17 protein-coding genes are annotated in these 23725 nt (G+C 61.1%); 9 read left to right on the top strand and 8 right to left on the bottom strand.

From position 1 onward, the window contains the following. Positions 1-13 precede the first annotated feature (13 nt). Positions 14-1162 carry an alpha-hydroxy acid oxidase gene (locus AC0L2C_RS18935; protein WP_473524113.1) on the bottom strand — a complete coding sequence of 383 codons (1149 nt, stop codon included), beginning with the start codon at positions 1160-1162 and terminating at the stop codon, positions 14-16. 459 nt (positions 1163-1621) lie between these two features. Next, positions 1622-2917 carry a lipopolysaccharide biosynthesis protein gene (locus AC0L2C_RS18930; RefSeq protein WP_473524112.1) on the bottom strand — a complete coding sequence of 432 codons (1296 nt, stop codon included), beginning with the start codon at positions 2915-2917 and terminating at the stop codon, positions 1622-1624. Positions 2918-3113: 196 nt separating this feature from the next. Between AC0L2C_RS18930 and AC0L2C_RS18925 the strand changes: the two genes are divergently transcribed. The 5 genes from AC0L2C_RS18925 to AC0L2C_RS18905 all read left to right on the top strand — a co-directional run bounded on the left by AC0L2C_RS18925 (position 3114) and on the right by AC0L2C_RS18905 (position 10035). After that, the gene (locus tag AC0L2C_RS18925) at positions 3114-5285 is read left to right on the top strand and encodes a GumC family protein (RefSeq protein WP_473524167.1); all 2172 of its coding nucleotides are present in this window, start codon (positions 3114-3116) and stop codon (positions 5283-5285) included. Between the two features lie 123 nt (positions 5286-5408). After that, a complete protein-coding gene (folD, locus tag AC0L2C_RS18920) occupies positions 5409-6308 on the top strand; it encodes a bifunctional methylenetetrahydrofolate dehydrogenase/methenyltetrahydrofolate cyclohydrolase FolD (protein ID WP_473524111.1) in 900 nt (299 codons plus the stop codon). Positions 6309-6327: 19 nt separating this feature from the next. After that, entirely contained in the window at positions 6328-7326 is a 999-nt protein-coding gene (locus AC0L2C_RS18915) for a GlxA family transcriptional regulator (protein WP_023800286.1), read from the top strand. Between the two features lie 180 nt (positions 7327-7506). Then, positions 7507-9168, top strand: a complete 1662-nt coding sequence (locus AC0L2C_RS18910) for a vWA domain-containing protein (protein WP_473524110.1) — start codon at positions 7507-7509, stop codon at positions 9166-9168. A 333-nt stretch (positions 9169-9501) separates the two neighbouring features. Next, a complete protein-coding gene (locus tag AC0L2C_RS18905; protein ID WP_473524109.1) occupies positions 9502-10035 on the top strand; it encodes a dihydrofolate reductase family protein in 534 nt (177 codons plus the stop codon). 371 nt (positions 10036-10406) lie between these two features. Here AC0L2C_RS18905 and AC0L2C_RS18900 read toward each other — a convergent pair whose 3' ends face one another. The 3 genes from AC0L2C_RS18900 to AC0L2C_RS18890 all read right to left on the bottom strand — a co-directional run bounded on the left by AC0L2C_RS18900 (position 10407) and on the right by AC0L2C_RS18890 (position 13402). After that, positions 10407-12296 carry a CHASE2 domain-containing protein gene (locus AC0L2C_RS18900; RefSeq protein ID WP_473524108.1) on the bottom strand — a complete coding sequence of 630 codons (1890 nt, stop codon included), beginning with the start codon at positions 12294-12296 and terminating at the stop codon, positions 10407-10409. A gap of 5 nt (positions 12297-12301) precedes the next feature. Then, positions 12302-12838 (bottom strand): FecR domain-containing protein, encoded by a 537-nt coding sequence (locus tag AC0L2C_RS18895; protein WP_023800290.1) that lies wholly within the window; start codon positions 12836-12838, stop codon positions 12302-12304. Positions 12839-13195: 357 nt separating this feature from the next. Continuing rightward, entirely contained in the window at positions 13196-13402 is a 207-nt protein-coding gene (locus AC0L2C_RS18890; RefSeq protein WP_023800292.1) for a hypothetical protein, read from the bottom strand. A gap of 100 nt (positions 13403-13502) precedes the next feature. On the opposite strand from AC0L2C_RS18890, the gene AC0L2C_RS18885 reads away from it, so the two are divergent. Continuing rightward, complete coding sequence (locus AC0L2C_RS18885; protein WP_473524107.1) at positions 13503-15185, top strand: adenylate/guanylate cyclase domain-containing protein; 1683 nt, start codon at positions 13503-13505, stop codon at positions 15183-15185. Positions 15186-15588: 403 nt separating this feature from the next. Beyond that, the gene (locus AC0L2C_RS18880; RefSeq protein WP_128170136.1) at positions 15589-16383 is read left to right on the top strand and encodes a class I SAM-dependent methyltransferase; all 795 of its coding nucleotides are present in this window, start codon (positions 15589-15591) and stop codon (positions 16381-16383) included. A 145-nt stretch (positions 16384-16528) separates the two neighbouring features. Here AC0L2C_RS18880 and AC0L2C_RS18875 read toward each other — a convergent pair whose 3' ends face one another. From AC0L2C_RS18875 to AC0L2C_RS18865, 3 genes are read right to left on the bottom strand one after another with little or no spacing between them, the layout of a single operon-like run. Then, complete coding sequence (locus AC0L2C_RS18875) at positions 16529-19264, bottom strand: adenylate/guanylate cyclase domain-containing protein (protein WP_473524106.1); 2736 nt, start codon at positions 19262-19264, stop codon at positions 16529-16531. Beyond that, positions 19246-19401: a hypothetical protein gene (locus tag AC0L2C_RS18870; RefSeq protein ID WP_287375157.1), complete on the bottom strand. Its 156-nt coding sequence runs from the start codon at positions 19399-19401 to the stop codon at positions 19246-19248. Before AC0L2C_RS18870 ends, AC0L2C_RS18875 begins: the two co-directional genes overlap by 19 nt. 58 nt (positions 19402-19459) lie before the next feature. Continuing rightward, complete coding sequence (locus AC0L2C_RS18865; protein ID WP_473524105.1) at positions 19460-20986, bottom strand: peptide ABC transporter substrate-binding protein; 1527 nt, start codon at positions 20984-20986, stop codon at positions 19460-19462. Between the two features lie 720 nt (positions 20987-21706). On the opposite strand from AC0L2C_RS18865, the gene AC0L2C_RS18860 reads away from it, so the two are divergent. After that, positions 21707-22195, top strand: a complete 489-nt coding sequence (locus AC0L2C_RS18860; protein ID WP_245277707.1) for a cupin domain-containing protein — start codon at positions 21707-21709, stop codon at positions 22193-22195. Between the two features lie 667 nt (positions 22196-22862). Next, positions 22863-23300 (top strand): YybH family protein, encoded by a 438-nt coding sequence (locus AC0L2C_RS18855; protein ID WP_027152611.1) that lies wholly within the window; start codon positions 22863-22865, stop codon positions 23298-23300. The last annotated feature ends 425 nt before the right edge of the window (positions 23301-23725 follow it).

The raw sequence follows: 23725 nt of genomic DNA, 5'->3' as shown, positions 1-23725 counted from the left end.
GGGAAGTCGCCTGTTACTGACGGAAGCGCAGGTTCCGTCGCGTGAGCTCGTTGACCGAGGGGCAGCCCATCAGCTTCATGCCCCGCTCAATCTCGATGTGCATCAATTCCAGCGCACGTTCGACGCCGGCCTGCCCGGCGGCCGCCAGTGGGAAAAGGTAGTAGCGGCCCAATCCGACGGCCTTTGCGCCCAGCGACAGGGCCTTGAGCACGTGGGTGCCGCGCTGCACGCCACCATCCATCATCACATCGATTCTGTCTCCCACCGCATCGACGATCTCGGCAAGCTGGTCGAACGCGGTACGCGAGCCGTCGAGTTGGCGACCGCCGTGATTGGAGAGGACAATTCCAGTGCAACCAATCTCGACCGCACGCTTGGCATCTTCGACCGACATGATGCCCTTCAGGCAGAACTGTCCGCCCCAGTGCTGCACCATCTCGGCAACGTCGCCCCACGACATGGAGGGGTCCAACATCTCCGTGAAGTAGCTGCTGATCGACATCGCGCCGCCGCCCATGTCGACATGGCCTTCGAGCTGTGGCAGCCGGAACCGCTCATGCATATAGTAGTTGATCGCCCATGACGGTTTGACCGCGAACTGCGCGATGCCAGCGAGATTGAGCTTGAAGGGGATGGCGAACCCCGTTCTCTTGTCACGCTCGCGGTTGCCGCCGGTGATGCTGTCCACCGTCAGCATCATCACCTCTACTCCCGCCTGCTTGGCCCGGGCCATCATCTCGCGGTTCAATCCGCGGTCCTTGTGGAAGTAGAATTGGTAGACTTGCGGCCCATTGCTGATCTGGCGCGCCTCTTCGAGGCTGACGGTGCCGAGCGAGGAGACGCCGAACATCGTGCCATATTTCGCCGCCGCTGCCGCCACCGCACGTTCGCCCTGATGGTGGAACAGGCGCTGGAGCGCTGTTGGCGAGCAGTAGGCCGGCATCGCTAGCTTCTGGCCCATGACGGTCACCGACATGTCCACATTGGTCACGCCGCGCAGAACATTCGGCACCAGGTCGCAGTCATCGAAGGCAGCCCTGTTGCGCCGATAAGTGACTTCGTCATCGGCCGCACCGTCAATGTAGTTGAAGATCGGTCGGGGAAGGCGCTGTTTGGCCATGCTGCGGAAGTCATGGAAGTTGTGGCAATTCCTCAGACGCATCTCATCACTCTGTGTTGGCCCGGCTCATCTGCCCGATAGCACACTGCTGCGCGATGCCGCGGGCTGAACGATAAACGGCCGCAACGAACCGGTAGCAGTCGTGGCGCGAACGTTGCTCTGGAGAAGCGGCGGCAAGGCTCGCCGCTACCCGACACCCGGCATTTTTCGAGTGAACGACCAGTCTCGGGCGACAATTTCGATGGTCTCATCTCGAAAATAGAACAAGAAATGCCGTGATGTCGGACTGTCCGGCGACAGACCCCCCCAATCGGGCTCGTCGACTGCCCCGCCGTCGCCGATCACTTCGTAGAACTCCCCTCATTTTGGAGCTTGATTGCTATAACGGGCTTCACCTGTAAACTACGCGTGATCATTTGTGGCGTCCCATCGCCAGCGACTACTGCCAACGAATCGAAGTGTCCATCCCATCTCGGCATCGACGGCAGCCAGCTGGTCGACCTAGACCGGCTTCGCCGGCCTGCGCATCGCCGAATAGGTGAGCAGCGCCGAGGCGAGATAGAGCAGCAGGAAGACGAGATTGAGCGAGAGCACCAGATCGGGTGTGTCCAGGATATGGGTCAGCACATACGTCAGCAGCACCGCCTTCAGCCCGGCAAGCAGCGCCAGGTTGATCGCCCGCACCAGCGTCTGGCCGCGCGCGAACAGAAGCTCGGCCTGGTATTCGACGAGATTGCGCAGGCCCGGCACGCAGATCGCCAGCGCCACCAAAGGGGCGGCCTCCGCAACATTCCTGCCCAGCGCGTTGGGGAAGAAATGCAGCACGATGGCGAGTGTCGCCAGCGCCAGCGTCGAGACCGCGAATACGCCGCCTTCGATACCGCTCTTGACCGAAAGGCGCGACAAAAGTTCCGGCGCCCGCATCATGCGCTGAACCAGCATCATCGAGAAGGTGCGGATCGGGATCGCCGTCAGGTCGACCAGCCGCATGATGATGGCATAGATGCCGGCGAGGTGCGGACCGCCGATCGCCAGCACCAGCAGCTTGTCGAATTCCATCTGGAGGTAGAACAGCACCTCTGCGCCGGCCACGTAGATGGAATCGGCGAGCCGCCGCAGATAGAGCGCCAGCCGCAGCCGCAGCCGCTGGCGCGGATAGAAAAATCCGAAGGCGATGAGCAGCGAGGCGGCGTTGGTGCCGATGTAATACCAGGACCAGGCTTCTATGGTCGGCTGCGCCGCGACCATGAACAGCACGGCGCCGAGCGCCCGCAAGGCCGTCGCCAGGATCGTCAGCAGGGCGGCGCGGCCGAATTTGCCGAGGCCGTTGTTGACGATCAGCGCCACCTCGACCGGCCGCCACAGCAACGCCTCGGCAAACACGATCGCCGCAAAGACCGATAGCGGCACGGTGCCGGCAAAGAAGACCAGGTAGACGCCGTAGGAGGCGGCCGCCAGCAATGGCAGCGATATCGCGCCAAACAGCAGGAAGCCGGCCGTGAAGGTGCCTATCAGATTGGGGCGGATGGTGGCGGTTCGGTAAAGCGCCGAGATGAAGCCGAATGCAAGGATGCGCGACAGCATCACGCCGGCCGCTGAAGCGGTGGCGAACATGCCGAACTCGGCGATCGACAGCGTGTTGGCCAGCGCGATGAAGTAGGCGAGCGAAAACACCAGCCGCCCGCCCGCGCCGCTGATCGCCGAAAGATAGTCGCGAACCAGCCGCCGTCGCTCGGCGACGAAAGCGCCGATCCGGGCGAGAGGCCGTTTTTGCGGGATGTTGCCAGCCTGAGTCATGTGTCGAGACAGCATAGGCCGGAAAGTTTAACGCGCGGTTCTGTGCGCTTCCGATGCTTGCAGGAAGGGCACAACCCAAGAGGGAAACCCTGTCTTCAAGGCAGGGAAATTAACTTTTTGTTTCCTATGCTTGTTTAGCGTGGTTTAACGAATGGCTGACCGCGCGTCCAAGCCGCAAAGGGCAAGCTCCACGACAATGGTCGACAGGCAAAACCGTGAAGATTGGAAGCGCGAGCGGTCCTTGCTGGCGCTCGGCCAGGCGTTGCGCGGCGAAGAAGAACCATCGCTGGTTGCGATCGGGGACCGCGCAGACCCGTCTTGGCGCGAGGATGCCGCAACGCGCCATCGTCTCGCGCGCTTACGCCGCGAGGGGCGGGCGCATCCGGAACTCTCTGCAAACCCGGAGCCCTCGGCGACCCCGGAACGCTGGGTGACTCCGGAGTTATCGGCAAACGATGAAACAAGCCGGTTTCAAGCCGAGGATGCATCGGCCTCGGCCGCCCGGATGCCGCCTGAGACCGACGAGCCCGTTCAAGCGGACTACGCGGACGCCGCGTTCGATCCTCGATTCGCCAGGCAGCGGGAGGAGCCGGTTGCAGCCGCTGTTTCCGAGGGCCGACGTTCCGATGCCGAGCCTCGATACGCCGCACCCGAACCTCGATATGCCGCACCCGAACCCGGATATGCAGATGACGAGCGGCGGTCTTCCCGTCAGGATGACGACAGACAAGAATGGAAGCCGTTGATCGACCCGATGCAGGTCGTCCGCGGCATTGCCCGGTCGAAGCTGCTGATCGTCGCCATGACGATACTGGGCGCCACGCTTGGCGTCGCCATCGCGCTGTCGACGCCGAAGAAATACGAAGCCACCGCAGAGCTGATCGTCGACCCGCGCGACCTGAAGCTCACCGACCGCGACCTCACGCAATCGGTGGTTGCGTCCGACGCGACGCTGGCCATCGTCGAGAACCAGGTTCGCGTGCTCACCTCCGGCACCGTTCTCAACAAGGTCGTCGACAAGCTCAATCTCGTCAATGATCCGGAGTTCAACGGGCAAGGTTCCGATGGGCTGGGGATGATGACGTTCATCCGGTCGATCCTGTCGCGCAATGACGGGCCGGCTGCCGGTGAAGGTCGCCGCCGTGCGCTGGCCGTCGCCAATCTGGCCGAGAGCCTTGCGGTCGAGCGCGGCGGCAAGACCTTTGTCATCTCGGTCAGCGCCACCACGCAAAATGGCGAGAAGTCGGCGCTCATCGCCAACACCATGACGGATGTTTTTCTGCAGACCTTCGGTCAGATCCAGTCCGACACCGCTGGCCGCGCGACCAACGAGCTGACGGGCAGGCTCGACGAGCTGCGCAAGGGCGTCGAAGTGGCTGAGCGCAAGGTCGAGGATTTCAGGGCCGCGCACGACCTCGTCGACGCGCAAGGCCATTTGATCAGCGACGACGAGATGCTCAAGCTCAACCAGCAGCTGGCCATCGCCCGCGCGCGCACGCTGGAACTTAACGCCCGCGCGGCGTCGGCGCGCTCGATCGACGTGAATTCGGTTCTGAGCGGCACCTTGCCGGAGGAGATCAACTCCAACACCATGAGCGAGCTGCGCTCGCAATATGCGACGCTCAAGCAGGAGGCCGACCGCGCCGCGATCCGGCTCGGCCCGCGCCATCCCGAGCTCCAGGCGCTCAATGCCCAGCTTGCCGGATCGCGCGAGCGTATCGCCGGGGAACTGCGCCGCATCGCCTCGTCGCTGCAGGTCGACTTGAGGCGCGCCGTGCAGCTCGAACAGGATCTGGCCTCCCGGCTGGCACAGTTGAAGGTCCGCAGCGGCGACGTCAACAGCGACTTGGTCACGCTGCGCGAACTGGAGCGCGAGGCCGCCGCCAAACGCTCCGTCTATGAGCAATATCTTCTCCGCGCCAAGGAGACCGGCGAGCAGAAGGACATCAACACCGCCAACATCAACGTGATCTCCAAGGCCTTCGCCCCGCTCGAGCCAAACGGACCGTCGCGCGCCATGACGGTGCTTGCCGGCCTGCTGGCAGGGCTTGCTTCCGGTGTCGGCCTCGGCGCCATGCGCGGCGCTTATGCGAGCCTGCGCGAAACTGCCGATTCGCGGCCGCGCCGCCGGACAGAAGAGCGCCGGACACCCATTGAAGACAAAGCATACCAGCCGCCCGTTCCGCCCCATGCCGGGCAAGTGCCTCATCCGCAGCAGCAGTATCCGCGAGCATCGTCGGACGAGGCAGATCAGGCTTCGAAAGCCGCTGAACAGCAAGCCTCCATCGAGGAAATCCGAGCCAGCTTGCGCGAATTCCGCGAAGCGGTTCGCGAACTCACCGAAAGCCGATCGCGGCGCTATTTCTGAGCGCCGAATAGAATAAAAGCCATCGGTTTCGAGTTAGCGGCATAAGACGGCGCTTTGACGGGATTGCCCGGTCGGATTTTCGTGAGAATGCCGCCCGAAGCAGAGCGATGTTGAGGATGGTTGATGGCCGAGTTGATTGACGGAAAAAGCGTTGCCGAAGGCGTGGTGCGGCGCGTCAAGGCCCTGACGATCGAACTGATGGAAAAGGGCGCGCACAAACCCGGTCTCGCCGTGGTCATCGTCGGCGAGGATCCGGCGAGCCAGGTTTATGTCGCCTCCAAATCCCGCACCGCCAAGGAATGCGGCTTTCATTCGGTCCAGCACACGCTGCCCGCCGAAATATCCGAACAGGAACTGCTTGCCATCATCGGCGAACTCAACGCCGACCCCGGCATCAACGGCATCCTGGTACAGCTTCCATTGCCTGGCCATATCGATGCGGGCAAGGTCATCCAGGCAATAGCGCCGCAAAAGGATGTCGACGGCTTCCACTTCATCAATGTCGGCAAGCTCGGCACCGGCGAACTGGAGACGGCGTTCGTGCCTTGCACGCCGGCCGGCTCGATGCTGCTCATCGAGCGTGTGCGCGGCAAGGATCTTTCCGGGCTCAATGCGGTGGTCGTCGGCCGCTCCAATATTGTCGGCAAACCGATGGCCAATCTTCTGCTTGCCGCCAACTGCACCGTCACCATCGCGCACAGCCGCACCAAGGACCTGGCTGCACTGGCGCACACCGCCGACATTCTCGTTGCCGCTGTCGGCAGACCTGAAATGGTCAGGGGTGACTGGGTCAAACCGGGCGCCACGGTCATCGACGTCGGCATCAACCGCATCGCGGCGCCTGAAAAGGGCGAAGGCAAGACCCGTCTCGTCGGTGACGTCGCCTTTGCGGAAGCGGCGAAGACGGCCGGCGCCATCACGCCGGTGCCTGGCGGCGTCGGACCGATAACCATTGCCATGCTGATGGCCAACACGCTAGCTTCCGCCTATCTCGCGGCCGGATTGAAACGGCCGTCTTTCTGAACCTGGAAAGCCCAAAGCTTTGCCGAACCTCACTGTTCCCCCAGAGCGGCCGGTCACCAATGATCCCATTCACGGCGGCCGGCAGTTCGGGTTCCTGCTGGTCGACAAGTTTTCCATGTTCTCGCTGGCCGCCGCAATCGACACGTTCCGGTCGGCCAACCGGCTGCTCGGCCACGACTTCTATGGCTGGACGACGGTGTCGGCCGACGGCGATGCCGTCATGGCCTCCAACGGCCTGCCGCTCAAGATCGACTACGCTGTCGCCGATCTGCCGCCGGTCGATATTCTTTTCGTCTCGGTCGGGCTGACGACCGAGTTTCCCGGCAAGAGCAAGGTGCTGGCGGCGCTGCGCAGCTGGGGCCGGCGCGGCAACGCGCTCGGCGCACTGTCGGTCGGCTCCTATCTGCTCGCCGAAGCAGGCCAGCTCGAAGGCTATCGCTGCACCATCCACTGGGAAAACCGCGCCGGCTTCGTCGAGCGGTTTCCCGACATCAACTGCACCGGCAACGTCTTCGAGATCGATCGCAAGCGTTACACCTGCGCCGGCGGCACCACCTCCATCGACCTGATGCTGGAGATCGTGCGCGGCGATTTCGGCTCGAGCCTCGCCAACGGCGTCGCCAACCAGTTCCAGCACGAGCGCATCCGCTCCGCCGGAGACCGCCAGCGCGTCGGCCCTGAGCGCGACCTGACCGGCAAATCGGAAAAGCTGCGGCGCATCGTGGAACTGATGGCCGATCATCTCGACGAGCCGCTGTCGGCGGTGCAGCTCGCCAAGTCGGCCGGCCTGTCGGTGCGCCAGGTCGAGCGGCTGTTCCTGCGTCACCTCAGTGTGACGCCCGGCCGCTACTACATGCGGCTCAGGCTTGAGCGGGCGCGCGAATTGCTGCGCCAGACCAACATGCCGATCCTCGACGTGGCGATCGCCACCGGCTTCACCTCGCACTCCTATTTTGCTCAGAGCTACCGGCTGCAGTTTGGCCGGCCGCCTTCCGAAGAGCGGCGCACGACATATTGAGGGGTGGCGCAGTCAGCCCCGCCAACCCCGCCAACCCCTCACGTGCCCCGGCGCCCGGGCTTGTATCCTGACGCGGCGTCAAATAGCTTCCCCCGGCGGCACGGACTGGCGGGCATGGACTGGCTGGCAGAAGCTGACTGGCTGCGACAAACTGGCGACCACTGACTGGGGGGAGATTTCATGGCGGGACTTGCACGGAGCATCGTTGCGGCGGCGCTCCTGTTGTGGATGACGACGCTCGGCCTTGCCGCCGACCGTGTCGTCATCGTTCTCGACGCCTCCGGTTCGATGTGGGCGCAGATCGACGGCAAGCCGAAGCTCGAAATCGCCCGCGAATCGCTGCGAACGGTGCTGCAATCGGTCCCCGCCGACAAGGAAATCGGCTTCATGGCCTATGGCCATCGCGAGAAGGGCAGTTGCGAGGACATCGAGCTCATCGTGCCGCCGCAGGCCGGCTCGGCAGGTGCTGTTTCCACTGCCGCCGACAGCCTGAAATTCATCGGCAAGACGCCGCTGACATCAGCCGTCAGGCAGGCGGCCGAGGCGCTGAAATACACCGAGGACAAGGCCACCGTCATCCTGATCACCGACGGGCTCGAGACCTGCAAAGGCGACCCCTGCGCGCTCGGCAAGGAACTGAGGGCTGCCGGTGTCGACTTCACCGTAAACGTCGTCGGCTTCGGCCTGACCGCGGAAGAGGGCAAGCAGGTTGCCTGCCTCGCCGACAACACCGGCGGCAAATACATCCAGGCGTCGGATGAGAAGGCGCTGCAGGACGCGCTGGTCGAGACCATCGCCGCCGCACCTGCACCGGCGCCCGAACCAGCGCCAGCGCCGCCGCCGGCCGCCGTGCCGGAAATACCGGAGTTCAACTTCATCCCCGCCGTGGTGCTCGCCGATGGCGGCGATCCCGTCACCGACGGCAATTCCTGGGAGATCTTCAAGGCAAAGTCCGACGGCACGCGCGGCGATTACGTCGCCACCGAATACGGAGCCTATAAAGGCAATTTGGAGCCGGGCGATTACACAGTCGTGGCGCGCCATGGCGAGGCCAGCACCGAACAGAAGATCACGGTCGAGGCGGGCCAGGTCTACAAACCCCTCTTTGTGCTCGATGCCGGCACGCTCATCATTCATCCGCGGCCAAGTGAGGGAGCGGATGTGGCCGATGGTGCGGCTGTCGTGATCGCCTATCCGGGCGTTGAAATGCCGGCGACCTATTATGGCGACACCAAGGTGGTGTTGCCGGCCGGCGATCAGAAAGTCACGGTCAGGATCGGGCAGGGCGAGGTTACCGAAACCATCCCGCTCACTGCCGGCAAGGTCGTCGACAAGGATATCGTCGTCGGCGTCGGCCATGTCGTTGCCAACGCCTACTACATTGCCGGCGGCGACAAGGCCGACGGCTCGGGCATTGGCTTCAAGGTGTTCAAGGCAAAAAAGAAGATCGACGGAACGAGGCAAGAGGTGGCTTATGCCTATGGCCCCGACAGCAAGTTCGATCTGCCGCCAGACGACTATGTGCTGACGGCGACGGTCGACCTTGCCGTCGTCGAGCAGCCGTTCAGCGTCAAGGCCGGTGAGCATCAGGATCTGAAGATCGCCATCAATGCCGGCGTGCTGGCGATCACCGCGCCAGGAGCTTCGAAGATCGAGATTTTCGATCCGAAGAAGGACATCAACGGCAACCGCAAATCGCTCGGCTACGCCTATGACGAGAAATATCAGGCGGCGCTGCCGGCCGGCGACTACGCCGTCGTCTCCGAAAAGTTGGACAACAGCTCAAAGGAAAGTACGGTGACCATCACAGCCGGCGAGCGAGCCGAGCTGACGGTGCAGTAGGGACATTCGACGTCTAAAAGGGGGGGCGCGAAGCCCAGCCCCTGACCCAATGTGGAACCCAAGTATCTTGCAGAGCAATATTCGCCTGCGGCGCAGACGTTTCGCGCGGTTTAGCTTGCTATAAAATTTCGCAAAGCATTCTGTTCGCCTGATCGTCGCAGAACATCCGCTTTTGCGACGTCGCAAATATCAGTCGCGAAACCGATTCAAAAACTCGGGAGTTTTGCGACAAGAACCGGGTAACGACCCCACAAGAAAAAATTTGGGGCATGTGTCGGGGCGCTTGGCTGTCGTTCGTCTTGTATACCTGACACGACGGGGAGATTTGGCAGCATGGCGAAGATCGTATTCGGAATGAACCAGTCCCTCGACGGCTATGTCGACCACCAGGAATTGCCTGCGCCAAGTCACGCGCTCTTTCGTCACTGGATAGAGCACGTGCGCGACCTGACCGGCAGTGTGTACGGTCGCCGCATGTACGAGGCCATGCGCTATTGGGACGAAGACCGTCCTGAGTGGAGTACGGAGCAACACGAGTTCGCGGCGGCGTGGCGGCGCCAGCCGAAATGGGTTGTATCGCGCTCGATGAAGTCGGTCGGTCCCAATGCCACGCTTATCGCGGATGACGTCGAGGTAGTGATACGCAGGCTAAAGGCCAAGCTAACAGGAGAGATTTCCGCTTCCGGACCAGAGTTGGCGCAAAGCCTGACCGAAATGGATCTGATCGACGAATACCGCCTCTACCTTCACCCCGTGGTGCTTGGTCGCGGCAAGCCCTTCTTCGCCGGCTCTCGGCCACCGCTCCGCCTTGCGGCCAGTGAGCGAATCGGCGGGGAAGTCATCAGGTTGACCTACGTTCCTGCCTGACTACAGACCACGCCGATGAGAAGGCGATGCATCGAAATCCCCCTTTCGGTTCAGCCTTGACGTTGCGGAAAGGATTCGGAAGAACGACGGCTGCGGGTGGGGAGATCGCCATTCGGCGGGGATCGGCCGAACGGCTTAGGAGCGCCATTTGCCGACCTTCATTGCGTTTCTCCAAACCTGCCGTTCGCGCTACAGACTGATACGACCTTAAGCGGAAGCTCGTTCGCCCCGGCCGAATTCACGCCCATGACCCGAAGCTGCCTTCCGTCAATGCGGATTTTTTCAGAATCTCCCGTTCGGGTTGGCCGAGGCCTCAGGCAGGATTCGAAGTGTCGCGGCCAAACGGGCGCCATTCAGACATTCCGGTACCATCATTGTTCACGGGGCCTGGTATCCTGCAGCGTCTGCGAACTCTGCCACAGCCAGATTGCGAGCGAGCCTGAACGCCCGCGGACCTGTGCTTCCACAGGTCCTCTTAGAGCACCAGATTTGAACAACTCGCAGTCGCGGCCGGCGACTTGCAGCATTTCGTCGCTCACTGCGACTTCGGCATTTTGGTCGGCCGCGATCTCCATCAAGCGACTGGCGACGTTAACCGTGTCACCCGTCGTCGCGATGTGCTGACGGCCTTTGCCACCGAGTCGCGACGCAACGATTGTTCCGTAATGCGCTCCGATCTTGAAGCCGAGCCTAGATGCAGTTGATGCGGGCAACGAGACGAGCCAGTTGCTGGTACGGCTGGAGAGCGCTGCGCAGCAGCGGGCAGCATTGAAGGCATCATCTGTCGCTGCTTCCGGTAGACCGAACAGGATCATGGCTCCGTCACCCATGAAATTCGTGACGACGCCACCGCAGCTTGTCACCTCTTCGTCCACCAACGCATGGAACGTGTTCAAAAGTTCGCGTGTGGCGTTCGGCCCCAATGTTTCGCTCAGTCCGGTGAAACCGGACAGGTCAATGAATATGATGGCGGCGTCCCTCCGGACAGGTTCCAGGAGAAAGTCGCCATGCTTAGCGAGCCACCCCGCAAAGCCCGGGGCCTCAACTCGTTGAAGCAATTCGCTCTGCGTGGCGAAATACTGGGCCTGGTTCCTGCCCAACCAAAGCTGCGCGGCCCCGAACAAAATAGCCGGCGGAACGGCGGCGGCCATCGGCAACGCCGCGCTCAGCCAGATATGGTGTGAGAATGCGGTCATATTGACCACGAACCAGATCACAACCACGCCAACGATCGCTGCAAGGCCGATGGCGTTGCGACGCCATGCCAACAGCCCCACAAGAACCACTGGCAGCACCACTGCAAAGCCGGCATCTGCAAGGCGAACGTACTTATCTCGCACTATGCCATCGCCGGTCATCAGATGGGCAATGGCCGTCGACATGACCTCGACGCCTGGGAGCACGGGATCAAACGGTGTCGGGAAAACATCGCCGGCGCCGGTTGCAGTTGCTCCGATCACAACAATTCGATCCCGAATAATGCCGCCATCGACTTGGCCGCCCAGCACCGTCGTGGCGCTTATCGTGCGGATCGTGCCGCGGGGGCCATAGAATGTCAGAGGGAGTATGTGACCAATGTCCGTCCGAATCCGCTGTCCGCCCAGAGATAGATAGTCGGGCGCTATTCCCGGATCCTCTCCCACCGCCATGGTGGCAACGCGCAGGGAGAAAGACGCTTCAGTCCGATCTCCGGCCCGAAACAGCAACGGGACGAACCGAGGCGTTCCCGTCCAGTCGGTAACCACGTTCACGACGCCGACAGCGGCGATATCCGAGAACGCTTTCAGGGGCCACAAAAACCGCTCGGCATTCGGCACTCGGGCGAGAGGGCCATCGCCCTCGACTGCAATCGATTGTTTACCTCCCGAGTAGACCGCTGCAGCAGCGATTACGCTTGAAGTTCCACGCAGCGAACGCGCGAGCGCCTCATCATCATCTTTTGTCCCGGGATCGACCAGCAGCAGGTCGACCGCAATGGCTTTCGGTCCAAAGCGAGCTATCGTATCGACAATCCGGGCAAGCGTGGCGCGGCTGAGGGGATAGCGGCCGTCGTTTCGGACCGCTTCGTCGTCTATTGCGACAATGGTAATCAGCTCCGGCGGCTTTGCCGTTCCCCGAACAAGCGTTCGAAGGTCCGTCATCGTTGCTTCGACGCGATCGAGGGACCACATGTTGCCGCGCCAGTGCGCAAAGCCAAGCCCGGCCCCCCAAAGACCCGCCAGGACGAGCGCGATCAGCGTCTGAAGCGCTCGCCCGCTCATTTAGCTTACTGACCGAAACGGGCCATCAAAGCCGAAACACGTGCGGCGGGCCAGCGCTTGACCGTCAGTGCGCCTGTTCCGGCTTCCACATCGACGCCTTCGCCCGGCCCGAGGACTACGCCAGCATTGGACGCCGGCCTTTGCACGGCGACGCGACCTTTGACGACGAAGACAGACGTCTTGCCTCGGGCAACGTCGACTGCCCATTTTGTACCTCGCACCGCGGCGATCGCCTGCGGGGTGACGACAGCGAAGCTACCCCGGACCCTGCCGGCTGGAGCATCGAGCAACAGCGCCTTGCGCCGTAATCTGACCGCATCGGCACTACCATTTCGATCACGGTCCACCAGTGTAAAACGAGCGCCATCTTCCGCAATGATGGTAAGGCCTTCCCGGCATCTCAGAATTTGTCGGGACGTACCTGCTACCAGTCGGAACGTACAGCCGGCGTTATTCGACTGCGCTGAAGCGGTATCCACCCAGAAGACACAGGCAAGCATGCATGCCATCAGGCTCCGGAGATATCGGCCACTTGCGCTCATGAACGTCTCCTTGCTTTTGCGAAAATCTGCGGCAAGAAAATCTATGCATTGTCTTCTGCGGTCAGCCTTGGCAGTATACTCATGCGTACGAGCCGGCACTTGCAGCCGCGTTGCCTTAGAGGTAGCACGGTGCCGACCAGCGATCTTAGCACGATAGCTTGCTCCAACACCAAATAAGGCGACATCAAGCCGTTGAAGCGGCCGCGATGCGAATGTCGCGAACGTCACGCGGCGACGCTGCTGTTCGGCTCATCTGCCAGAACGAGCAGGTCGCGCCAGAAGCGGTCACTCCGTAGCAAGCCCTTGAATGACCGCAATGGGGCCGAGAGCAGACCGGCAGCTTTGGGCTGCGAATATTCAAGATCGGACATTCAGGTTGGTGTGGGCATCGTCGTGACCTGACCCCAAGCCGACCTTCATCAACCCGTTTTTCTGCCCGATAGCCGACATTCGCGGCCACCAGCACTGATGACCCGAAGCAGTCATTGACTGTTGAAGGCTCAATGTCCCGAAGGGGTAGGAGACCATCATTCCACCCAGGTAGCCGTTCTCGTTGCTGGCCACGATGGACTCCTCCGTGCGGCGCAAATATCATCGATCCAACCAGTGAGGCGATCACTTAATGGCTGATGAACGCGTCAGACGCCGTCTTGCCGCCATCGCTGTGGCCGACGTGGTCGGCTACAGCCGAATGATGGAGGCGGATGAGGCGGGTACGCTGGCGGCACTGAAGGAGCGGCGCAAGGCGATCCTGGAGCCGATCGTTCGCGATCGCGGCGGGCGGATCGTCAAGCTTATGGGCGACGGCGTGCTGATGGAGTTCACCAGCGCGGTGAACGCGGTCGAGGCTGCAGTCGAACTACAGGCCAAAATGGCGGAGGCCAACCAATCCGTCACCGAGCACCGCCGCATATTGCTGCGTATCGGCATCAATCTGGGCGACGTGATCGGTGAGGGCTCGGACATCTATGGCGACGGTGTGAACGTTGCGGCTCGCCTCGAAGCCTTGGCAGAGCCAGGCGGGGTCTGCGTCTCGGCCAAGGTTCATGAGGAATTGCGAGGCAAAGGCAACGCTGCCTTCGAGGACATGGGCGAGGTGGCGCTCAAGAATATCGTCAGACCGGTGCGGGTTTACCGTGTGGAAACGAGTACTGGTCAAGTGGGCGGGCGGGCCGCAACGACGTCTGCTGCCAGGCCCTCCATTGCCGTTTTGCCATTCGACAATCTGAGCGGCGATCCCAGTCAACAATACCTTTCGGACGGCATCACGGAGGACATCACCACCGAGTTGTCGCGGTTCAGAAATCTTACCGTCGCGGCGCGTCACGCTTCGTTCCATCTTGCCAGGATGGGCATCAACCCAATGCAGGCCGCCCGCGATCTGGGCGCGAACTACGTCATCGAAGGTAGTGTGCGGAAGGCGGGCGAGCGGATTCGCATTACTGCACAGTTGATCGACGCAAGGACAGGCAACCACGTCTGGGCGGAGCGGTATGATCGCGAATGCCACGACATTTTTGCTGTGCAGGACGAAGTCGTGGCAGCAATCGTGACGACGCTCGAGGGGCGAATGGTGGCCGCAGCTGCTCTTCAGGTGCGCAAGCGGCCAACGTCGAGCTGGACGGCCTATGACTTTTTCCTGCAGGGCCGGGAGCTGGCCGACGCCAACATGGAGAAGGAGGCCGTTCCGCTTTTTTCCCGCGCGACGGCGATCGATCCCGATTTTGCGCACGCCCACGCCTGGCTGGCGATCGCTCTCCTCGGCCGCTACTGGTTCGACACCGATCCACGAACGCTGCACGAAGCGTCACTTGCCGCACAAAGAGCCATGGAGTTGGACAGCAACGATCCGACGGTCCACCACGCCAACGGCATGGTCATGGTGTGGCTCCGCGAATACAAACGGGCCGGCGTCCATTTCGACCGCGCCGTCGCTCTCAATCCGGCCGATGCGCAAATTCGCGCGGACCGAGCGAATTGGTTGCGATACGCCGGCCGGCCGGAGGAGGCTCTGGCTTCAATCGACGACGCGCTGAAGAGAACCCCGTTTCCACCACACTGGTTCTGGGTAATTCGCGCCAAAATCTTGTTGGAACTGAGGAGATATGGCGAAGTCGTAGCGGCCTTGGACAACATGCCAAAAAAGGATCACCCCGCTTGGCTCACACTGGCGGCCGCCCATGACCATCTCGGCCATGCCGCTCTCGCTGCGCATGCGCTGGCGAAGGCTCGCGAACTTAGACCCAGCATCTCATCGCGGGAACTGATCGCTGTGAATCCTTATGCTCACCGAGATGCGCTCAAACCTCTGCTCGATGGCCTGCGCAACGCCGGATTGCCGGAGTAAGTAGCCGCAAATCGGACATTGAAAATTTACACCACGCGACGAGTTCACCGGAAGGCATGCGGATGGCTTCGCGGTCCGCAAACGATAGTTCGTCCTTTGAGGTTGCGGAACACCGCGCCTCTTGCCCCGGCCGTAGGCTACGCGCGGAGTGGGTGACGAATGCGGCGTTTCGCGTTCGTATCGTGAATGCCCAAAGATGGCGTGATCAAGGCGATGCACGCTTCAGCCGCTCAGTATGTCCAGAGCGGCATTAAAGGACCGGATCGGGTGGGAAGTTCACGTTACTTGCCGCCGATCCGAACGGTTAAGGAGTGTCCCAAGGACGGACATTCAAATCCAAAGAGTAGCCTTCGGCATTGTCCTAGCCTAGTTGTTGTAGCGTCGATCAAATGGACTCGCCCGAGTGGCAGAGGAACTGACATACAGGGATGAAGCTGCGGCCGGTTACGACGGTGCCTTCGCGCGCGTCACGACACACTTCGCACCCTACCTACTTCGCGCGGCTCACATCGCGCCGGGTATGCGCGTCCTCGACATCGCCGCGGGCACAGGTCTCGCAGCCGAAGCGGCCCTAAATATCGTTGGCCCAACCGGCCACGTCATTGCCGCCGACTTGTCGCCCGCAATGGTCGAGAAGTCGCGCGGACGCCTTGGCCACGCAAAAAACGCTTCGGTGGCGGTCGAGGATGGCCAGGCACTTTCATTTCCCGACGAAAGCTTCGATGCGGTCGTGTGCAGCCTCGGACTGATGTTCTTCCCCGACCCGCTGCGCGGACTTGCCGAGTTTCGTCGCGTACTTCGTCCCGGTGGGCGCGTCGCGGTTTCAGTCAACACAGTGCCAGGACGGTCCTATAACACTCGCATTAACCTCGCCATTGCACGGCACGTGCCATCGTTAGCGGCCGCCGCCGCCCGCGTATTTTCGCTTGGCGACGAAATGAAATTGAGGTCGCTGCTCGAGGTCGCGGATTTCCGGGACGTGGAGATCACCACCGAGATGCATCGCTTCGTGCTGCCTTCCTTTGATGCATACTTCGAACCCTTCGAGAAAGGTGCGGGCTCGGCTGGGCAAGCATTTGTCTCGCTTTCCGCGGAGGCGCGCAAAGCCGTGCGCGAGGAAGTACGGAGCGACCTCGGGGATACTGGCGGCATCATCGAGGTAGACGTCGAATACAGGTTGGCTGGCGGGCGACGATAACGGCCGCGTGCATGACCGCTTTGAGTCAACTTGTGCCGTTTGCGTGCTCGAATCCCAACGACTGGAGCGGGTCGACTCGATCCGTTGCGCGAACGGCAGCTTTTTTTCGCGAGCGACCAAGGCACTCAGCGTTCGTCTCGAGCGTTCAGTTCCGTAGTTGCGTAGTAAATTCTTCAAGCACCTTGATGGCTTCGGCTCGGCTAGCGCCTTTCAGGAAGGGCACGTCGATCTCGACCCGCAATCCTTCCTGGATGTGGCGGAGCACCGGCGCGGGAGTCGGTTGATCGCCCCGAATTCCAAGCACCCGATATGACCGAACCGGTTCCGAAAAGCCTTTGATGGTCAGCGGCGTCAGCTCCTCTGACTCGATGTCGTCCTTGACAAGCGCCCAGGTCTCATGCGCCAGCAGGATGCCGCCAAGGTCGGCATGTGCCTGAAGACGCGAGGCGAGATTCACCTCTCCCCCAATGATGGTGTAGTCCATCCGGTCCTCACTGCCGAAATTGCCGACTGTGCAGTAGCCGGTGTTGATTCCGATACGCAGATGGAAGGGCAGTTTATAGCCTGCGTCCACCCACTCTCTCTGCAGCTCCTTCATGCGTCTCTGCATCGCGATCGCCATGCTGACGCAGGCGAGCGCATCCTCTCTGGTGCCTTTGGTCTCGGGGTCGCCGAAGAAGGCGAGGATGGCGTCCCCAACATACTTGTCGATGGTTGCGCCGTGCTCCAAGGCGATCTTCGCCATCTCGGTCAGGTACTGATTGAGCAGTTCTGTCAATTCCTCGGACTCGAGTTTGTCCGTCGTCGCGGTAAAGTCGGCAATGTCGGAAAAGAACACGGTGAGTTTCTTTCTCGATGAAGAAATCTCGACGTTCCGTTTGCCCGAGAAGATCGATGAATAAACCTGCGGCGAGAGATACTTGGACAGCTTGCTGGAAAGCGATTCGAGCATGCGGTTCTGTTCGCCGACGCGATTGCTCGCTTCCTCCGCCTCGCGCCTGGCAGCCGCCGTTGCAGTGTGAAGTTGAGCGTTTTCCAGCGCGATCGAGGCGAGCTGTCCAAAGCGCTTCAACAACTCGACCTCTTCCTCGCCGAAGTCGAGCGCCGAGGCGTCGTCGTAAGCAATGCCGAGCACGCCAACGACCGTGTCGCCGGACTTGAGCGGCACCCCCATGATCGCCCGAATAGTGATGTCCATTTGGGCTGCGGCAGCGGCCCGTCCCGGCCAGTTCTGATAGTCGGTGATCACGAGAGGCTCGCCAGTATTCCACACCGTGCCGGCTACCCCTTCGTTTATCACCAGCCTCTGGCCGATATGCGTGGCGTAGACCCCGACTCCGACCTTGCGCTCGAGAGATTCACCGGCCTCGTCAACCAGGTAGACGTAGCCGTGCTCGGTACCCAGCAACTGCGCTGCTCGACTCGTGAGATCCGACAGAAGCTCGGCAAGATCGAGCCTCGCGATCAACCCGAGCGACGTCTCATGCAAGGCGCCCAGATATTCGCTCTGGCGGCGAAACCGTCTGGCGAGGTTCTCCTGCTCTCTGCGGCGGTTCTCGAGGTCTCCAATGTTCGAAGCCAGTTGCACGGTCATGCTGTTGAAGCTGGCAGCGAGCTTGCCGATTTCATCGCCTGACTCGACCTTCGCGCGGGCCGCGAGGTCGCCTCTGCGCACGCGATCGGCGACACCGGTCAGTCGCTGGATCGGTCCGGCGATACTGTCCCGGAATATCAGGCCAAGCAGTAAGCCCGACAAAACGGCTGCTGCCCCGACGGTCAGGATTATTTGTTGCGCACGTTCGAGCTGGTCCCGGCCGCCCGCGAGGTCGACTTGAAGCCGCTGCTGCTCTTGAGTGGCGACAGCGTCGAGGAGCGCGAGCATGCGCTCTGCGATCGGCACTGCCTTCGTGCGGAACAGATAAAGGTCCTCGCGTGCGTGTTCGCCCTCCACCGCCTCGAACATCCGCGCGGGCAGCTCGAGGAATGCAGTCCGGCTCTTGGCCATTCTATCGATCAATACAGTCTGGTTAGCCGCAAGCGTGGTGCCCTCTTTCGCGATGTTGGACCAGGCCCCTTCATTGATATTAAGGTTGGCCTGATACTCATATTTGAAGCTCTCCCGTCCAGTGGTGACATAGCCGCGCAGCCCAGCGACCATCGCGTAGAAGGAGCTCTGGAACGAGGCCAGGTCGGCCAGGAGCGCCGTATTGGCAGCCGTCGGATCACGGTTCTGCTGGGCCAGCATCATGGCTTTGGCCGACGCCACCACCGTCGCTATGAGCGGGTTGGCATCGCTCACAAGGATCTTGAGCGCGGGTTCCCTGCGCAGCTGGTCGTTACGCAGTTCGAATAGCTGCTCGGACAGTGGTTTCCATTCAGCCAACAGTTGACCGATTTCTTGCATGCCGAGCTCGGCATTGCTGCGCCCGGCTGGCGACTCCCCCTTTGCGCGCAGGAGACCCTCGAGCTCGCGCATGTCGCCAAGGAAGGCCTCGTTGGCCAGCCGATAGTCATCCCGATAGGATTCGTCGCCAAGTGCCAGATAACCTCGGACCTCGCCCAGCATGCGGAGCAGATTCGCTTGAGCCCGAGCCGATGCAACCGCGCTTGGCGCGCTGAGATCGGTGGTTCTGTTGATGTTGCGAACGGCCGCTATGCTTCCCAGGTAGTTCAACCCGACGACAAGCAGCATTAAAGCGACCAGGATGCCAAAGCCGACTGTAAGCTTGCCGCCAATGTTGAGCTTGCGCAGCGCCGCCGCGACCCAAGCGGTCAGTTTCCCCAAGGGAGCGGTGTACAACTGCCGAATTTGCCCCGACTTCCCATCCGCTTGGATGCCTTCTGCGTCCCGGCCGCCTCCGATCACTTCTTGCGATGCCACTTCGCTATGTCCCAGGTTTCAGCGTCCCAAGGGGTAGGATCGTAGCCGGCTATGTCATTGCGCAGGCCCGAAGTATAAGCCCATTCGATGAGCGGAATGACCGCGGCATCGGCGATCAGGAGATCGTTCATCGCCATGAACAGCGCGCCCCGTTTCTCCGGATCGACTTCGGTCGCCGACGCCTGGAACTGCGCATCATACTCGGGATTGCAATAGCGGGCCCAATTCGTTCCCGACCAGTTGTTTTTCTTCTGTGCTGCTTCGGCGCAGGTCCAGCCGATCATGTAGCTGCCGGGATCGGGGCCCTTGTTGCCGTAAGCGAACTCCTCGAGGTCCGCATAGAAGTGCCGTCTGGTGTTCGTATTGACGGGCGACGACCCCAGGAAGATGCTGGAATCGATCAGCTTGTTTTCCACCCGGACTCCGATCGAGCCGAAGTCCGCCTTTATGAAGTCCTGGGTCGCCTCCCGCACCGGGTTGATGCTGGTCTGAAACACCAGCGCCAGCGGGACGCCGTCCTTGTCGCGGACGCCGTCGCCATCGGTGTCGCGCCATCCGGCTTCGTCCAGCAGAGCGCCCGTTATCGAGATTGAACTCCCATTTCGTGTTCGGCGAGGCGAAGGCGGCCGGTGCGACTAGGAGATTGGCGGTGGCGCGGCCACTCCTGCCGTGCAGTTCGGCAGCTTTCCGCCGGTCAACGGCGGCGGCCAGCGCCTGCCGGACGCGCCTGTCGGTCAGGATTGGATGCGGGAACTCCACGCTCGCGCGTTCGCCGTCGGCGGTTTCCCGTCTGGGATCGGTGAAATTGAGCATGATGCGTTCGACATAGGATCCCCAATACAACTCGACCCTACCAACGCCCTTGGTTTCAAGGCTTCGAAGGTCAGCCTCGCCGACCTGAAGGTTCCACGCGTAGTCGACGATGCCTTCGCTCACGGCGTTTGCAGCGGTTCTGGCGTCGCCACCGCCCTGAAGCGTCACCTGCTTGAACGCCAGGCTGTCACGATCACGATACTCGGGATTTGGCTCGAAGATGATCTTGACCGTGTTGACGACGTCCTCGCCGATGAGAAGGACGTCCTCCGTCCGGAACTCCTTGAGTCGGTAAGGACCGGTGCCCACCGGGGCGAGGTTTGCCGGAGCGCTGGCGGCATCTTTGTTATTGTACTGGCCGAATACGTGTTCCGGAATAATCATTCCCTGCACGCCGACGAAGGGCAGCGACCAGGCGGGATTGACGTCCTTGAAGGTGACCTTGACCGTTAAGTTGTCGAGCGCCTCCACCTTCGCGACTGATTTGTACGAGCCCGCGCTCGACGAGCCCACGTCCTCGTTCACTATGTATTGGTAGGTGAAAAGGACATCCTTCGCGGTGAACGGCACGCCGTCGGACCACTTGATGCCCGGCCTAAGCTTCCATGTGACCGATCTGCCATCGGGCGCGACCTGGCCATTCTCAAGCGATGGAATCTCGGCTGCGAGAAAGTGCACCAGCCGGCCCTCTGCGTCGAAGCTGGCCAGTGGCTCGTAGACGATACGGCTTGCCGTTTGATCCTTGATGCCCGGCGCTTGGTGTGGGTTCAGTGTGCTTGGCGCTTGCCACAGCAACAATCTCAACGGATCGCCATCCAGCTCGGTCGGCTGTGCGGGTTGGGGCAAACCGACAACGAGCGCCGTGACCATGAGCAGCAATAACCTGCAAATAGCATTGATGCGGGCCAACGATACACCCTCTCGGCTCCGAGACGCTCGCATCCCTTCCTCCCTGCCCCTGTGATCCTGCGGCCGCAGCTCCCTTTCAGACAGTTGGCTGTGCGAGGAGATGTATATCTCCAGTCTATGAAATTGATCGCAATTGCAGCCGCTGGCAAGACCAATCGGTCCGAGACAATGAACCTGCACCTGGGGCCCGAATGATGCATCCGCTGAAATCGCTGGAGAGGTCACCGCGATATGCAAGCGACTGTGCGCTCGGAATCTGCAACCGCTGTTTAGATGCAAGCGGTAGGCCAAGAATGACAGCCCATCGCTCATGCGAGTCCTTGCCCTAACGGTGGAAATGGTGTTTTCGGGTCGCTGGAGGATTGCTGCGAACGAAGGGCACAAAATCGTTGGGATTGAGCCATTCGGCGGGCGTCGGCCGGACGTCAGCTCCTGGCGCTGCCTGTGCGTTCCGGCAGTCGGCTCAGACAGCAAGATTCCACCCGACCCGGTCCTTTAATGCCGACCTGGACATGCTGAGCGGCTGAAGCGCGCATCGCCTTGATCGCGCCATATCCTGACCTACACAGCGGGAACAGGTAAGGTCGCCTCACGCCCCGATTCCCGACGGTGGGGGTTGGCTGGGATGGCGACCACCGATCAGTTGATTTGACAATTGGTCGGGTCGGGCTCTGGATGATTTGTTCGTGCGCACCACGCACATGCTAAATGGAGGAAGCGATGAAATCTATGAATCGCAGATCCACACTTGCCTTCGGTATTACAGTTGCAGCAGTTTTGACCGTATGTGGAGGTTCGGCATTCGCGGACGATATGGACGTGACCCTGCTTACGCCTGACAAGCTGGTATGGAAGGATAATCCTAGCCTGCCAAAAGGGGCTAAAGTCGCTGTCTTGACGGGCGATCCGACAAAGACTGGCGAAGTGGTTGTCACACGCTCCAAGTTTCCGCCCAACTATCAGATTCCGCCCCACACTCACCCGTATGCCGAGACCATCACCCTGGTCAGCGGCAGCATTGGCTTTGGAGTCGGCGAAAAGGGCGAAAAGACTGGCGACCTGCTAAAACCCGGAGCCTTCCACGCGCTGCCAGCAAATCAAGCGCATTACGTCTGGACGGGAGGCGAAGAGACTATCATCGAGGTTCATTTCGTCGGACCGTTTCGTATTACTTACATCAACCCGGCTGACGATCCGCGCAAGAAGTGAAATGCGGCTCAGCCGGCTACTTTGCACCTCGCACACAGTTGTTGCCCGGAATAGAAGCGCGAGCTTTACCTCACGCGGATAAATGCAAACCACATCAACGGAAGCGGAGCTCGGCAGCTCAGGCTCCCTCTCTCTCTCCTTCTGCCAAAAATCGTGGCCCATTGGCGATATTAAGAAAGCTGGTCCCGGAGACGTTGGAATTTGCCACTGGGGCATGACCGCCTCGGATCATTCCGAACGGGAAGGTCGCGCCAGGAGCGGTCTTTCGATGCTCTGCCGCTGTGATTTCGGCTGTCGTGATTGGGTCACGGATTGTCGTAGCGCTGCCCAGAAGGAAGGGCATGGAAGGGTCGGATCAGGTCGTAGCGCGAACGGCAGGTTTGGAGCAGCGCCATGAAGGTCAGCAAATGGCGCGACCGAGCCAGCCGAAGGATTCGTTCTGCCGTACAGCCGCGGAGCGTTCTACATCGCGGTCGGGTGGAAACCGGCCATTTGCCGAGCCGTCTCAAAGCGCTGTCGCGAAACTTGTCTTGGCCCTGCTATACTGACCAAGCCAACCCGCGCTGCGCCGCAGTTAGTGAAATGCCTCACCGCTGCGGACACACAGAATGTTGAACCTGCAGGAGTCGCCAGTCCGGATCAGAAATAAAACGACAGGGAGGATGACGTGTCTCTCGACGCCAATGATTTCGATCAAGCAGTTGAAAAATATCACCTAGCCCTGGATGAGTTCATGAAAGGAAACCCCGCGCCTGCGAAGAAGCTCTTTTCCCAACGAGACGATGTAACACTGGGCAATCCCTTTGGCCCTTTCGCGCATGGATGGAAGCAGGTCGCTGAGACGATGGAGCAAGCGGCATCGAATTACAGGGACGGCGACGCTACCGGCTTCGAGAGCATAGCGAAGTGTGTGACGTCTGAGCTGGCATACCTCGTCGAAGTAGAGCAGCTCAGGTCCAAGGTTGGCGGTCGGAGCGATGTCACACCTCTAGCGTTACGCGTGACGAGCGTCTTTCGCCCAGAAGATGGTCTCTGGAAGATTGTGCATCGTCATGCCGATCCGATAATGACGGCTCAGCCGGCCGATTCGGTACTCCGCCAATAGGCGCGGTTGTGGTTTTGGGGAGCGGTCGATCTCGCAAACCCCTTGCTGCGGCAGCGCGGCTATTCTTCAGTCCGTTCTCTGCGAAGGGTCGGCCCATGTCATCAGGCTCGCAGCATCGGACGGCCGCTTTGGGTCTCCATCAAGTCATAGCGCGAACGTCAGGTTTGTAGATGCGCCATGAACGTCGCGAAATGGCGCAACCACGACCCTAAGCGAGGTTCTTGGGATGTCGGCTTTCAGGAAGGGGCAATGCTGATCTCAACGTCCGATTTTGGGCGCAAAGCTGCCGTCCACGTCGCGGCAGATGTCAGTCGTCTTTGGGTCACGAATGCTGGTTCCGGCCAATGTCGGCTTCCAAGACGAGAATTCGACTCCGGAAGGTCTCAAAAGGGTCAACTTATTCCGTAGCGCGAGCGAATCTGGAC

It is taken from the genome of Mesorhizobium sp. WSM4845 (assembly GCF_055811455.1).
Note: the sequence above shows the minus strand (reverse complement) of the source record. Positions and strands in the feature narration are given on the sequence as shown.

Bases quoted from the DNA above. Each gene is read 5' to 3' on its own strand.
- AC0L2C_RS18900 (WP_473524108.1), bottom strand. From the start codon at position 12,296: ATGAGCGGGCGAGCGCTTCAGACGCTGATCGCGCTCGTCCTGGCGGGT.
- AC0L2C_RS18895 (WP_023800290.1), bottom strand. From the start codon at position 12,838: ATGAGCGCAAGTGGCCGATATCTCCGGAGCCTGATGGCATGCATGCTT.
- AC0L2C_RS18870 (WP_287375157.1), bottom strand. From the start codon at position 19,401: ATGGCGATGAACGATCTCCTGATCGCCGATGCCGCGGTCATTCCGCTC.
- AC0L2C_RS18860 (WP_245277707.1), top strand. From the start codon at position 21,707: ATGAAATCTATGAATCGCAGATCCACACTTGCCTTCGGTATTACAGTT.
- AC0L2C_RS18905 (WP_473524109.1), top strand. From the start codon at position 9,502: ATGGCGAAGATCGTATTCGGAATGAACCAGTCCCTCGACGGCTATGTC.
- folD (WP_473524111.1), top strand. From the start codon at position 5,409: ATGGCCGAGTTGATTGACGGAAAAAGCGTTGCCGAAGGCGTGGTGCGG.
- AC0L2C_RS18935 (WP_473524113.1), bottom strand. From the start codon at position 1,162: ATGCGTCTGAGGAATTGCCACAACTTCCATGACTTCCGCAGCATGGCC.
- AC0L2C_RS18930 (WP_473524112.1), bottom strand. From the start codon at position 2,917: ATGACTCAGGCTGGCAACATCCCGCAAAAACGGCCTCTCGCCCGGATC.
- AC0L2C_RS18910 (WP_473524110.1), top strand. From the start codon at position 7,507: ATGGCGGGACTTGCACGGAGCATCGTTGCGGCGGCGCTCCTGTTGTGG.
- AC0L2C_RS18925 (WP_473524167.1), top strand. From the start codon at position 3,114: ATGGTCGACAGGCAAAACCGTGAAGATTGGAAGCGCGAGCGGTCCTTG.